At 40.1% G+C, this 14,476-nt stretch carries 9 protein-coding genes; 4 read left to right on the forward strand and 5 right to left on the reverse strand.

What is annotated here, in order from left to right:
* Nucleotides 1-110 precede the first annotated feature (110 nt).
* Nucleotides 111-1,979, reverse strand: a complete 1,869-nt coding sequence (locus K6V26_RS16190; RefSeq protein ID WP_224263302.1) for a RagB/SusD family nutrient uptake outer membrane protein — start codon at nt 1,977-1,979, stop codon at nt 111-113.
* Between the two features lie 13 nt (nt 1,980-1,992).
* Entirely contained in the window at nt 1,993-5,199 is a 3,207-nt protein-coding gene (locus tag K6V26_RS16195; protein ID WP_224263303.1) for a SusC/RagA family TonB-linked outer membrane protein, read from the reverse strand.
* Nucleotides 5,200-5,694: 495 nt separating this feature from the next.
* On the opposite strand from K6V26_RS16195, the gene K6V26_RS16200 reads away from it, so the two are divergent.
* Complete coding sequence (locus K6V26_RS16200) at nt 5,695-6,030, forward strand: helix-turn-helix domain-containing protein (RefSeq protein ID WP_007657339.1); 336 nt, start codon at nt 5,695-5,697, stop codon at nt 6,028-6,030.
* Between the two features lie 98 nt (nt 6,031-6,128).
* On the opposite strand, the gene K6V26_RS16205 is transcribed toward K6V26_RS16200, so the two are convergent.
* A complete protein-coding gene (locus tag K6V26_RS16205; RefSeq protein WP_224263304.1) occupies nt 6,129-7,562 on the reverse strand; it encodes a CCA tRNA nucleotidyltransferase in 1,434 nt (477 codons plus the stop codon).
* Nucleotides 7,563-7,641: 79 nt separating this feature from the next.
* On the opposite strand from K6V26_RS16205, the gene K6V26_RS16210 reads away from it, so the two are divergent.
* Entirely contained in the window at nt 7,642-8,478 is an 837-nt protein-coding gene (locus K6V26_RS16210; RefSeq protein ID WP_046145196.1) for a hypothetical protein, read from the forward strand.
* A 78-nt stretch (nt 8,479-8,556) separates the two neighbouring features.
* On the opposite strand, the gene K6V26_RS16215 is transcribed toward K6V26_RS16210, so the two are convergent.
* Nucleotides 8,557-11,058, reverse strand: coding sequence for a DUF6383 domain-containing protein (locus tag K6V26_RS16215; protein WP_224263305.1), 2,502 nt, complete (start codon nt 11,056-11,058; stop codon nt 8,557-8,559).
* 457 nt (nt 11,059-11,515) lie between these two features.
* Between K6V26_RS16215 and K6V26_RS16220 the strand changes: the two genes are divergently transcribed.
* Both K6V26_RS16220 and K6V26_RS16225 read left to right on the forward strand, forming a co-directional pair.
* Nucleotides 11,516-12,946: a RapZ C-terminal domain-containing protein gene (locus K6V26_RS16220; protein ID WP_122327163.1), complete on the forward strand. Its 1,431-nt coding sequence runs from the start codon at nt 11,516-11,518 to the stop codon at nt 12,944-12,946.
* Nucleotides 12,943-13,677 carry a nucleotidyltransferase family protein gene (locus tag K6V26_RS16225; RefSeq protein ID WP_224263306.1) on the forward strand — a complete coding sequence of 245 codons (735 nt, stop codon included), beginning with the start codon at nt 12,943-12,945 and terminating at the stop codon, nt 13,675-13,677. Before K6V26_RS16220 ends, K6V26_RS16225 begins: the two co-directional genes overlap by 4 nt.
* A gap of 52 nt (nt 13,678-13,729) precedes the next feature.
* Here the strand turns inward: K6V26_RS16225 and K6V26_RS16230 are convergent, their stop codons facing one another.
* A complete protein-coding gene (locus K6V26_RS16230; RefSeq protein WP_154278465.1) occupies nt 13,730-14,314 on the reverse strand; it encodes an RNA polymerase sigma-70 factor in 585 nt (194 codons plus the stop codon).
* Nucleotides 14,315-14,476: the final 162 nt, after the last annotated feature.

A 14,476-nucleotide genomic window follows, 5' to 3' on the forward strand; every position in this document is an offset into this window, starting at 1 on the left:
CAAATGATAAATCCGATTTAATGCAAATCGCTCAACAAAAGGCTGAATAAAGTACCGTCTATACTCTAATACAAAGACGGTACTTTATAAAAAAAGAACTTGTAACTTATTTAATTTTCATAACCTGGATTTTGAATTAAATTTGGATTACTGTTTTTCTCATCACGCATTATAGGTAAAAAATAGCATTTGTCAACAAACTGACGACCTTCATTATTCAGGTCTATAACTTTATAATGCATATTCCAGATATCCGGATCCGCAGTATACTTATATTGAACGCCAGCTCCTGACTTCAATGTAGCAGTAACACAAATACCTTTCAAACTATTTAAACCCGGAAGATCAGGGGCAGTCATCCAACGGCGAACATCCCAATAGCGAATTTCTTCAAAAGAAAATTCCAGACGACGCTCATTCTGATAAATTTTCCGCAATTCATCTTTATTATTGGTTGTAACAGCCGGTAAATTCACATGTTCACGATATTCATTCAGATACTTTTTCGCCTCGTCCAATTCTCCCAACTCAATGCAAGCTTCAATATAGCAGAAATAAACCTCTGACAAACGAATGAACGGAAAAACCGCATTGATCTTGTTACGATGATCCCCATCGGCTGGATTGATATATTTCTTCAAATAATAACCAGTGTATGTAGCATTCCAATTTTCCCCACCGCCACTACGGCTATCCATTCCTGCATAAAATTTAGAATCATCAGTTACAGACGGATCCAACTGATAATAACCAGTCTGTATTTTTCCGGTCGGTTCAATAGAAGCATAATCATCGGGTCTCTGTATCCATTGCATGCCATCATACATGATGGTTACATAAAAGCGGGGTTCGCGATTACCATATGGATTGTTTGCATGTTGAGAATTATTCCAATCAAATTTGCTCCCGTCCTCCATTACAAATGCATCTACCAAATCTTGAACAGGAGTATTCCCTCCCCATCCATGATAACCGGAAGGGCCATTAAATATCGGCATCTTAGTACCACTTTCGTCTTTTGTATTGATAAAATAACGAGAAAAAATATGATCTGCACTTTCTGCCAGAAAGAAACGCCAGATAGCTTGGGCCTTTTCTTCTGTAGAAAGTCCTGTACCTCCATAGGTCGGAATAGCATGTCCCATCGGATTATCCAACAAATCTTTTGCTGCGACTTTAACGGCTTGCCAACGCTCCGTTCGTGACCCTTGCGTGTAAAACAACAATTCCGGATTTTTATATGAAGCAAGCAGAGACGATTTTGCCGAAGCTGTAGCCTGGTCATGCAAATCACTGGCAGCATCCGTCAACACACGAACTTTCAAAGCCTTAACAGCAGCCAATGTAGCCCTGCCCTTCTGCGTATTATCAAACGTATGATCCTTTAAACACTCCGCAGCTTTGTCAATATCATCCAGAACCTGCCCGATACAATCCGTATAAGAAGAACGGGATAATAAAAACGACTCCGGATCGTCAGTCAGTTGGGTTACCTTTAACTGAATAGGAACACCGCCAAATCCACGTGTTAAACGATGCAGGAAATAGGCTCTCAAAAAATAAGCCTCCCCTTTCAACTGCTTTTTTGCATCGTCAGCAAATGTTGCGTCATCCACATGTTCGATAAAATCATTGCAGGAACGGATATTCAGGTATAAACGTTGCCATTGATGCCCACTCTGAGTCTTTGAAAACCAGCCTAAATTCACATCAGTCACAGCACCTGCGTTTGTCTCAACAAATTCCCTTCCATGTGTAAACATCGCCTCGTCACAAGCCGAAGCCTGTAGTTCTTCCGTAAAGCCGGCATCCTGAAATGCAAAATAAATATCATACATATAAGCTTCTGCCAGACTCTTTTCTTTCCATATATCATCTGCCATGATTTCTGTCTGTGATTTTGTATCCAGAAAATCCGTACTGCAAGACACAGTAAGCAAAGCTACAGATAAAAGACATAATATATTCGCTTTTTTCATGTTCATATCAAGTTTAGAATGTTACAGTAAAACCTACATTAATAATTTTTGACTGAGGATAGTTTGTCGCATTGGAACTTGTACTTTCCGGGTCAATATCTTTACTTGGCGAGAAAGTCAGCAAGTTTACCCCACTCACATACAAACGGGCGTACGAGATAAACTTTGTTTGCAGCAACCATGCTTTGGGGATACTCCATCCTACTTCAAGATTTTTCAAACGGATATAATTCGTATTGACCATCCAGTAAGTGTTGCTACCGGCAGCCGTTCCATCCCAATAATACTGACTGCGTTCGTTTACACGCGGATATTTGTCAGACGGATTATCAATAGACCAATGCTTATCATAAATCGTTTTCGGATAATTACCAATATCACCGGCTTCCCAGTAAACTTTAGTCCATGAATCAGCCGCACCCTGAAATAAGATATTCATGTCAAAGTTTTTCCATTGCAAATATCCTGTAATGCCATATGTCCATTTCGGTTCATTGGTACGGTCCGAACGATAACGGTCATCCGGGGTTATTTTACCATCCCCATCGAGATCCTTAAATTTCATATCACCCGGTTTTAAGTCCGCATCCTTTGTTATACCGTCATAATTTGGACGATTAGCTATATCGTTGATTTCATCCCAATCCTTAAATACACCGTCATACTCATAATACAAAGAAGTATTCATCGGATGACCTGTCGACTTTTGCCACTCAGGAGCACCCGGAGCTTCATCCCAGAACTTAATGGTATTTTTTGCATAGCCTCCGGTTGCAGATATGCTATAGCGCCAATCTTTACCGATATTGTCATTCCATTCAATCTTAAAATCAAAACCGGTATTATTAACCTTACCTATATTTTCAGCAGGCAATGTTAAGCCGGAAGTTGTAGGAATAGATGCATTTCTACGCCATAAAATATTTGAACGTTTATTATAAAAATAATCTGCCTCTAAATATAAGCGATTATCGAATGTCCGGGTTTCAATACCAACATTGAAGTTATTAGCACGTTCCCACGAAATAGCAGGATTCGGAAAACGACTGATGCGCAATCCCTTTTCATCCGCATTATCAATGATATATCCCCATTCATAATAATAGGTAGGTGCAAATTGGTATTCCCTTAATTTATCATCATAATAAACCTGGTCGTTCCCCATCTGCCCCCAGGATGCACGTAACTTAAAATAATTAATAAAAGAGAGATTTTCTTTCCAAAAGTCCTCTTCCGAAATACGGTATCCAAGCAAAACACCGGGGAAAAAGCCAAAACGCTCGCCTGCTGCGAACATATAAGAACCATCATAACGCCATACAAATTCAGCCAGATATTTCTCTTTATAGTTATAAGCAAAACGTCCGAAATAATTCATACGGGCACGTTCCCAGTTATCTCCGTCACTCTTGGCATTTTTCTCTTTATCACCACCTGCATTAAAATGATGAAGAGCCGTAGAAAGGAAATACCTCCGGTATCCGTTAAACGATTCAGCATCGGACCAGTCGCGTTCCATACCTATCAAAAAATCGACTCCATGATCTCCGAAAACCCGATTATATGTCATAATACCGCTTAAGACTGTATTTGTCTGGTCTGTAGACTCCATAGACAAGTCCGGATCCTCATGGTTCGGGTAACTCAACATCGGCGTTAATTTAGGTGTTGTGCCATCTGATTCATAACTCACTTTATCCCAATCATATAAAGTCCATGGCTGAAACCATGTTTTACTTTGCTTTAAGTATTTATCATAAGAGACGGAAGCTACAAGTTTCAAGCCTTCAATCCAGGGCTGGGTAATTTCTACATTAGCATTAGTTTGTATATAATAACGCTTATCATGCGTATAACCGGTTTCATCTGTACAGGCAACAACCGGATTACGCCCATATTCCTGTGCCGGTCCGGGTAGTCCGTTAGGCCAGTAAGCCTGGTCAGTTGGACGGCCTCTGGATGTGAACCATAACAAATCACCTGCTCCCTGACTTGGGAAATTACGGTTTTCCTGACGTCCCATTAATTGAGTTCCCACCTTAATAAAATCATTGAGTTGTGCATCAACATTCATACGCAGGTTGAACTGTTTGTAGTTGTTCGCTGATTTATGATAAAGCCCGTCTGTATATTTATGTCCGAAGTTTACAAAGTATTGATATTTATCAGAACCACCTTCCAGCGATGCATTGTGAATTCGCTGTGGAGACCAATCTTTAAAGGTTGCCGCATACCAATCCGTATTCGGATATCTCCAAGGATCAGAACCATCACGATATTTCTGAATTTCTTCCTGAGTTGCAAATAAAGTATAATCTCCCATACCGACACCATTATTCTTAGCCGGATTTTTCATGGCTTTATTCATATACAATTCATTCATCAACTCTGCATATTGAGGAGCATCACACATTTCCGGTAGATTGGTAGGCTTAGACCATCCTTGGTTAAAAGAATAAGAAAACACCGGTTTCTTGCCCGCACGTCCTTTTTTAGTAGTTATCAAGATTACACCATTGGCTGCACGTGCCCCATAGATAGCCGCAGACGCATCTTTCAGTACAGACATCGTTTCAATCTCGTTTGGGTCAAGACGCTCCAAACCACCAGTTCTCGCCGCTACTCCGTCAATGACAACCAACGGATCATTATTTCCTAATGTATTTGAACCGCGAATACGAATTGTTGCTCCATCGTAACCCGGTTCACCGGAACGCTGAAATGTTACCACTCCCGACATTTTACCAGCTATGGCATTTGATAGATTCGCTACTGGTGTTTTTATTAAATCATCCCCCTTCAATGTGGAGACAGCACCTGTAACAGTTTCTTTTTTCTGAACTCCATATCCGACAACCACAACCTCATCTATATTTTGAGTATCTTCCTGCATCGTAATATTGATCGATAACTGATTACCTACCGCAATCTCCTGCGAACGATATCCGATATAAGAAAAGAGAAGCGTAGCATTGGCCGGTACTTCCAGTTGATATCTACCCTCCATATCGGTAATTATACCGATTGTCATTCCTTTTACTGAAACATTTACACCAATAAGAGGATCCCCCGAAGCATCAACAACCGTTCCTCTGACATTTTTCTGCTGTGCAAATACATTTGTCGTACAAAAAATTAAAAGCAATAAGGTTAACATTCTGAATAAATTGCTTTTAACACGACATCCTTTTAAATGTATGTCTAAAAAAGATTCTTTCATTTCCTTCTGTTATTAAATGAATATAAGGTTAAAAAACACAATGGATATGACTACATATCCGAATAGAAAACATTGGAATTAAAAATTCATAATCATAGGCAAGCAATATTAAAATGAATACTAGTGAATTATATAAACTTAAATTTTATCTTCTCCATTACTTAACAAAGTGCAATCTTTATTACAGAGAAACAACTGGCATATATCTTGAAAACCGTATTACTAAGGAAAACAGTCCCCTTCATACACATACCGGACACCTCATTTACCAAACAAACATAACCTTCTATAGATCAACATAATCTTCAGACAAATTAGGTTAACTATTAGACTTAATAGCAAAATGTTTCAAAATGGGAACACAAAATCTATTAAGAGAATTAAGAAAATCACAGCAGCAAAGATATTACATTTTGTTATATTAGCAAACATAAGTGCAATTTTTTATTACAAATATCATTTATTTATTCAAACCACAAACACTAAATTGCTTACATGAACGATATACTAAGGAATATAGATGCAATTCGCAGAAACAAAGGATATTCGCAAGAATATTTAGCTAGTCAGATCGGCTTAAAACAAGCTGGGTTAAGTCTTATTATGTCAGGAGAGCGGGAACTTAAATACAACACATTATTACAAATTGCAAATGCCCTGCAAGAATCAGTAATAAACATTATTGCATATCCGGATAAATATGTTCTGAGCAAGGAAAGTAATATATCAACAGAAACAGTATTACAAATCAAACTGGACAACGATAAAAAAGAGCAGGTGCTAAAAATCGTTTTCGGAGATGAAGCAGCAGAATTGCTAAAAGGAAAGTGATATTTTTATCTATTGAAAAGATCAGATCCGGCTTATTGAATATAAAAACCGGATCTAATTAATTATATTTACTCTGTAACTATTTATACTTAAAGGAATTATCCCCTAACTGGCTTCAACCCCATCTTTGCAGCCCGTTCCAGCATAAACTGTTTAGCTGCCTCATATTCATTAGGAATTATGCCGTCCAGAATAGCATTCTTGATGGCTTCTTTTATGACGCCTACCGGCTGTGAAGGAGGCAAGGAAAATGTTTCCATAATTTCCTCACCCGAGACAGGCGGCTGGAAATTCCGTACCCGGTCTTTTTCCTCTATTTCTGCCAGCTTCTCACGAACCAACCGGAAGTTATTCAGAAAACGGCGGACTTTTTCCGGATTCTTACTGGTGATATCCGCCTCACAAAGTTTCATCAAGTCATCGATATCGTCACCGGCATCGAACAACAAACGACGGATGGCAGAATCTGTCACTTCATCGTCTGCCAAAGCTATGGGACGCATATGAAGGGTTACCATTTTCTGTACATACTTCATTTTCTCATTCATCGGCAACTTCATCCGACGGAAAATACCCGGCAGCATACGCTCGCCGATAAAATTATGATTGTGAAACGTCCATCCCAGACGAGGATCAAAACGTTTAGTTGCCGGTTTTCCTATATCATGGAAAATCGCACTCCACCGAAGCCACAGATTATCCGTTGTTTTACTCAAACGGTCCAACACCATTAAGGTATGGGCAAAATTATCCTTATGGCCGATGCCTTCTTTTGTTTCCACCCCTTTCAGAGCACACAGTTCCGGAAAAATCAGCTGCAACAATCCGCTCTTATCAAGCAAATCAAAACCGATGGAGGGTTTTGGCGAAAGTACGATCTTGTTCAATTCATCCACAATCCGTTCTTTGGATATAATGGAGATGCGTTCCTTATTGCGCTCAATCGCATCAAATGTATCGGGATGAATAAAAAATCCCAGCTGTGAAGCAAAGCGGACCGCACGCATCATACGCAACGGGTCATCACTGAACGTTATATCAGGATCGAGTGGCGTACGGATAATCAGATTGTCCATATCATCCAATCCTCCAAAAGGATCGACCAACTCCCCGTAACGTTCTTTATTCAGACATAAAGCCAGTGCATTGATCGTAAAATCGCGCCGGTTCTGATCATCCTCCAGAGTCCCGTCTTCCACAATCGGCTTCCGGCTATCGCGATTATACGACTCTTTCCGTGCTCCGACAAACTCGATCTCAAGGTCGCCTGATTTCACCTGCGCCGTTCCGAAATTCTTGAATACGGACAAATGCGTCTTTTTCCCCAACTTGCCGGCAACAGCTTTTGCCAACTCTATCCCGCTGCCTACTGCAACAACATCAATATCTTTTGATGGACGGTATAAAAAAATATCTCTGACGTAACCGCCAATCACATAAGCCTCAACACCTAATTCGTCTGCGGCCTCTGAAATTATGTGGAACGGTTTTGCCGATATATGATTTAAAATATCTTCCTGTTCTATATACATTCGCTTTATTTATCTCACTCATTGAGACTGCAAAGATAAAAAATATATCTTTGCAGACAGAACGAATAAGATAAACAACATGAAGAAGTCTGTAATATGCATCGCATTGGCAGCCGTAACCCTGGCAGCATGCAATAACACGGAGAAAGAAGCCCGAACCCGGTTGAACAATGCAAAAAGTATGTATGAACGAAACGAGCTCTTCGCCGCAAAAAGCGAAATAGACTCTATCCGCGCACTCTATCCGAAAGAATTCAAAGTATTGAAAGAAGGACTTTCCCTGATGCGTATGGTCGAGATGAAAGAGGCGGAACGGAATATCGCTTTTTGCGACAGCCTTATTCCAATCAAAACAGAAGAAGCGGAAGGACTGAAAAAGGGATTCGTTTTTGAAAAAGACAGCGTCTACGAAGAGATCGGTAATTATATATGGAAACAGCAGACAGTGGAGCGGAATGTGCAACGCTGTTATATCCGCAGCGGAGTAAACGAAAAGGGCGAGATTTATCTTGCCAGTGTTTTCTACGGCGGCGCACCGATCAACCATACAGGCATCAAGGTCAGTACGAAAGACGGCCAGTTTGCCGAAACAGCCGCAATCCCGTACGACGGCGGAGTAAACTACCGTTTTAAAGATCTGGGAAAAACAACTGAAGTCGTCACCTACAAAGGCGAAAAAGGACTCGATGCTGCCAAGTTCATTTCTACAAACGTAAAAGAACGTGTCAAAGCCGAGTACACAGGTGGCAAACCCTATACATTATATATAGCTGACGGGGATAAAAAAGCGATTGCCGCGACTTTTGAACTGGCTACTGTATTAAGCGATCTGGAAAATCTTCAGAAAGAGAAAGAAAAAGCAACCAAGCGAATTGCTTATTTGAAAAGCAAATTGGAAAGTAATACAGAAGAATAAACGGTCTGATTTTCTCCATAAAAAATCCGGTTCCCAATTGAATATGAGAACCGGATTTTTATTTGAGAGTATCTTTTTTTACTTCACGATCACCTTATAAGCCTTGTCACCTTCAACGGACACAATCACAACACCTCTTGCTGTCTGAATTGATTCATTATCAGAAGATACAAAGCGGGAACCGATTGTCTGCCCCAGAATATTCGATAAAGTAATTTTCTTACCTCCTGCATTACGGATTTGGAATTCACCTGTACTTCCGATTACCTGAATAGTCGTAGGCGCTTCGATTTCTTCGTTGGCAACAGGAGCCGGAGCATTCTCAATAGTAAACTCTGCCATCGGAACAGGCTGCATTACAGCAAATCCATTAACCATACCAACATAAGGTTTAGCATCATCCTTTTTGAACTCACTCTGGTTTTCCAGATAATAAGTACCACCCTCTACCATCTTGAATGCAAAGAGAGCCGGACTGTTTTCCATCGTTTTAACAGATTCATCGGAAATGAATACGGCACGTCCGCCTAAAGTATCACTAGCTGCCAAATAATAACGAGTTTCGTCACCCTCTTTCGCGCCTATGGCCTTGCAAGAGATATAATACAACTGTTTACCCAACGGACTCTTTTCAGCTTTCTCAACCCAAAGACTAAAATTATCCTCCACATAACCGGCTTTCGTTATATCATTACCTTCGATCTTCAGTTCGGCCAGGAATGTATTCGGGTTCATCACCAACGAATTATTAGCAGTAGAAAAACGCTTATGACCAACTTCCTGAGGAGCATATTCAGGAGCATCAGCAGACAGGATCATAACATTAGCCGGATTTTTTGTCAACTGAAGACAACCAGTCTGTATATCCATTCCAACGTAACGGCCTTCAGCATCACCCACAACTTTCATTGTAGACCATTGTCTTGTCTCATTGAAAACAAAGTGGAATGAAAGAGGCTCACTTGTCTCGGACAATTTCAAACTATCACTTTGGGCTGCAATTCTATCAGTTCCGAACAACGTACGTAGCTGATAAGAAATAATAGAGATTTCATCGCCTAACAGTTTAGCACCAGCTACTACTTGCGTATCCTTCGGTACCAGTTTAAACATAATCTGGTTAGAAATATCACCTGTTCCTTTCAAGATAGAATCGTTCGTAAATGTTGACAGATAAGCAGGACCTATTGGAATTCCGGGTATCAGATGAAGCGTAAATCCTTTCTCGGCCAATTCTTTCTCTGTATAAGCCCGCGAACCTAGATATTTATCTTTCAAATCAACAGACACCGGAGTAACTTTTACAGAGTCTCCATCGAGTAAATAGGTATCCTCCATTTCTGCCACTTCAAATATTTCCTGATTCAAGATAAAAGCATCATCAGATTCACGGTCGACAACGGAATATTTGCCATTTTCAGTTTTAATATACCATTGTCCTCTCGGCAAGTTCACAGAAGGAACACTGTCTCCCCCCATAAAGGAGTTTTTCTTAACATAATATTTACCTTTGGTACCTTTGCTTGCACTTTGGAGAAAATAAACGCCTGAACCTGTCGGTATATTTGCATGAGTTCCGGCAGACAAATTGATCAAAGGTGCTTTTCCTTGTTTCACAGCACCATTATCATCCACCTTTGAAACAGTCAACACTTTTTTCGGTCCAACACTGGCAAATACAACTTGCACAGTATCTTCTCCACTCTCAGGAGATCTTTTTAAAAATACAGATACTGAATCATTCTTTAAGTCGACTGTAAATTTAAACTTTTGCCAATCAGCATTCGGATCTTGCGTCTGACGGGTAGAATCCAAAGAAAAATTATATCCAAATACATCCTTTGCACCAGAAATATCTGTTTTAAGCATGTCGACACCAAAATATTTAGCCTTATTATCCGGGAATGCCTCGTTTCCTTTTTCCTGCAAAGTAACGTATCCGTCTTCATCATCGACATCTTTTGCTATCAGGTCTTTCCCTGAGAAAATATCCCCTTCATATGTATCACCAAACTTTAACTGGAAAGTCTTAAAACCAGCCCCGAGCTCGTCTGCCTTCAAAAGAAATTTGGAAGAAGGCTCTACTACCGTAAATTTAGCATTGGAATCAGCCGCAGGAGTATCAACCAAAGATAAATCTTTATCATTCGTAATCACAAAAGACAAATATTTATCTCCGCTATAAAAACTTTTTAATTCTTGCGGATTATCTGTTCCATCCAAAATCCATTTATAAGCAACTCCATCTTTCACTGCAACCAGATTAGGTACCGGTTTTTTAGCCGGAGCAAAAGCCAAATAACTCAAAGTTGCTTTGTTTATGATCGAATAAGTTGTAACTCCTACGACCGCTTTTTTTTCCACTATCTGCCACAAAGCAGAATCAACTGCAGCCTTCGTCATATTTTCTTTAAAAGATTTTACTATAACAGAATCCGATTTATTACCATCCAGTGATAAGTAGAGATCTCCTGATTTCAAATAAAAGAAATCATTCGTAGATCCAAATTCTGTCGCATTCATCGTGAAAGAACTTACCGCCATTAAAACCACAGCCAATAATGTAGATTTTCTATTCATATATTATTTCACTTTTGATTTACATATTAACCCATACTAAATACAAAGATAGAATATTTTAAATCCGAAATTACTATAACAAACGCTAATAATCAAGTATATTGTACAAAAGAGACGACTTTTCATGCAAAATCATACTGGAACAATGCATCTTATCACCTTTACTCTTTTCACATTCCCAATACCTCCTTAAGAGAATCTGTTTCATAGTAATGGAACAGTTGTTTCATTATGTAGAAACACTTGTTTCTTTAGGATGAAACAATATCGATGATACTGCATTCGTTAAACATTTATAGATTGTTTATATGTACTACACCGAAAGCTTGCTACATAATTTAGTACGTATAGTAATTCCACAGACATCAGTACAAAAAGCAAATACAATTGCGAATGTTTTTGAGAAGTTTCCTTCCCTAACAAAAAAGGCTTACCTTAGTGCCGTAATTCAAAAAATATGGTAACAGAAGAATTAAAAAGACTCTACTACGAATATACCGGTTCACAGGCCGAAGATATAACAGAACTACCTTCATCCGGTTCTAACCGCCGGTATTTCAGAATATCCGGCCCGAAAACATTGATAGGGGTCAGCGGCTCTTCCCAGGAGGAGAACAAAGCGTTTATTTATATGTCCGGATTTTTCAGGGGGAAAGGAATTTCCGTCCCGGAAGTGCATTTCTATTCGGACGATTATTCTTTTTATTTGCAGGAAGACCTGGGCGACACCATGCTTTTCAATGCCATAGAAAAAGGACGCAAAAGCTGTGTATTCGATGAAGAGGAACGCCGGTTGTTACACAAAACAATCACGCAACTTCCTTCTATCCAGTATGCCGGCGCCGAAGGATTCGAGTATGAGAACTGTTATCCTCAACCGGAATTCAACCAACGTTCTATTCTTTGGGACCTGAATTACTTCAAATATTGCTTTCTGAAAGCGACGGGGATGGAGTTTCAGGAAGACCGCCTGGAAGATGATTTCCAGAAAATGAGCGATGTATTGCTTCAAGACACCTCTCCCACTTTCCTTTATCGGGATTTCCAGTCACGCAACGTCATGATCAAAGATGGCGAACCCTGGTTTATTGATTTTCAGGGAGGACGAAAAGGTCCGGTCTATTATGACGTAGCCTCTTTCCTTTGGCAGGCTAAAGCCAATTACCCGGAAGATTTGAGAAACGAATTGCTTGCCGACTATCTGCAGGCATTACGAAAATATACTGATGTAGACGAAGAACATTTCTTCTGCCAGCTACGCCATTTCGTGTTGTTCCGCACACTACAGGTGCTGGGCGCCTACGGTTTCAGGGGATACTTTGAAAAGAAACCGCATTTTATCCAAAGCGTACCTTTCGCCATCAACAATCTGCGGCAGTTATTAAAGAATGATTATCCGGAATATCCGTACTTGTGCGCCGTTCTGAGAGAACTGACCGGCCTGACGCAGTTCAGGGACGACATACAAAAACGGATGCTGGAAGTTAAGATCGTCAGCTTTGCCTACAAAAAAGGAATACCGAACGATCCGAGCGGAAACGGCGGTGGTTTCGTATTCGATTGCCGGGCCATTAACAACCCGGGAAAATATGAACGATACAACCATTTTACAGGACTGGACGAGCCAGTGATCCACTTCCTGGAAGAAGACGGGGAAATCACGCAATTCCTGGAACATGTATATACGATCGTGGATGCTTCGGTGAAACGTTATCTGGACCGTGGTTTCACGAATCTGATGATCTCTTTCGGTTGTACCGGCGGACAACATCGTTCCGTCTATTCGGCACAACATCTGGCAGAGCATCTGCATGCCAAATTCGGAGTAAAAGTAGACCTTACCCACAGGGAACAAAATATAGAACAAATCTTTGACGCAATATTATGAAAGCTATGATTTTTGCAGCCGGTATGGGGACCCGCCTCAAACCGATGACTGACAATACACCAAAAGCATTGATACCAATAAATGGAAGACCAATGTTGGAACATGTAATTCTGAAGCTGAAGGATGCAGGGTTTCATCAGATCGTTATCAACGTTCACCACCTGGGAGACCAGATCATCGATTTCCTGGCAACCAACAACAACTTCGGAGTTCAGATCCATATCTCCGACGAACGGGATTACCTGCTCGACACGGGAGGCGGCATCAAAAAAGCGGCCAAATTCCTTCAGGGAAACGAACCGTTTCTGGTACACAATGTCGACATCATGTCGAATGTGGATCTGAAAAAGTTATACGATTGCCATCTGGAAACCAATCCGGTCGCAACCTTGCTGGTCAGTAAACGTAACACATCGCGTTATCTCCTGTTCAACAAAGAGAGCCGGTTGTGCGGATGGAGAAATCATGAAACCGGAGAAGTAAAATCTTATTATCCGGATTTCGACCCCAAACAATATAATGAATACGCTTTTAGCGGTATCCATGTAATATCACCGAAAATATTCGACTGGATGGAAGAATGGACGGGTAAATTCTCGATCATCAATTTCTATCTGGCTATCTGTGCTAAAACAAATATCCATGCCTATGCAGCCGAAAACTTACAGTTGCTGGATATAGGCAAGCCGGAGGCTTTAACCAAAGCGGAAAAATGGATGAAAGGTTTATAATACGAAGATAAAGACAATAATACATCAGGATGGCTTTAGCCGGAAATGTCTTTCAGACAATTCTGACTAAGGCCATTAATAATGGCAGATAGTCTTTCAACTCGACACGCAAAAGTTTCAATGCCTGTTGAATACGATAATCGACCGTTTTAGATGAAACATTCAGCTTCTGTGCTATCTCATTATAAGTCATATTCTGGAAGCGATTCATTTCAAAAGCCTCCCGGTAACTTTCCGGTAAACGTGACAAAGCAGCTTCAATATTCCTCGTCAACTCTTCAACCACATAAAAGTCCGGATCTTCATACTGTGACTGCCAATCTGCATACAGCGTATTTACAATCTGTTGTTTCAGTTCATTCCGATTGATCAGGGTCAGGCATCTGTTCTTTACGGCTTTAAATAGATAATTCTTCGGAGAGGATTCGATTACCTGCATATTTCTGTTTTCCCAAAACCAAACCATCACATCCTGCACGACCTCCTGACCGTCATAAAAATCCACATATTGCTTTGCATAAGCACATAAAAGGGGATAATAGCGCATAAACAGAGTGTCAAATGCTTTCACATCACCAGCCTGGATCTTTTGGAAAAGAACCTCATCATTTATGTTATCTGTAGTAAAAGAAAGCATATAAAAGTATTTAGTTCTAATAAGACTAACGTATCTATCCGTGCAAAAATAACATTTTTCAACATATAGACCTATTACAAAGTGATTAAGTTATTATAATATTAAATAAAAGAGAGTTCTTTAATCTCACAATCTGTAAATAATCAACAATTTCTTACTAGA

Origin of the sequence: Parabacteroides goldsteinii, assembly GCF_020091425.1 — a bacterium.
GTDB lineage: Bacteria > Bacteroidota > Bacteroidia > Bacteroidales > Tannerellaceae > Parabacteroides > Parabacteroides goldsteinii.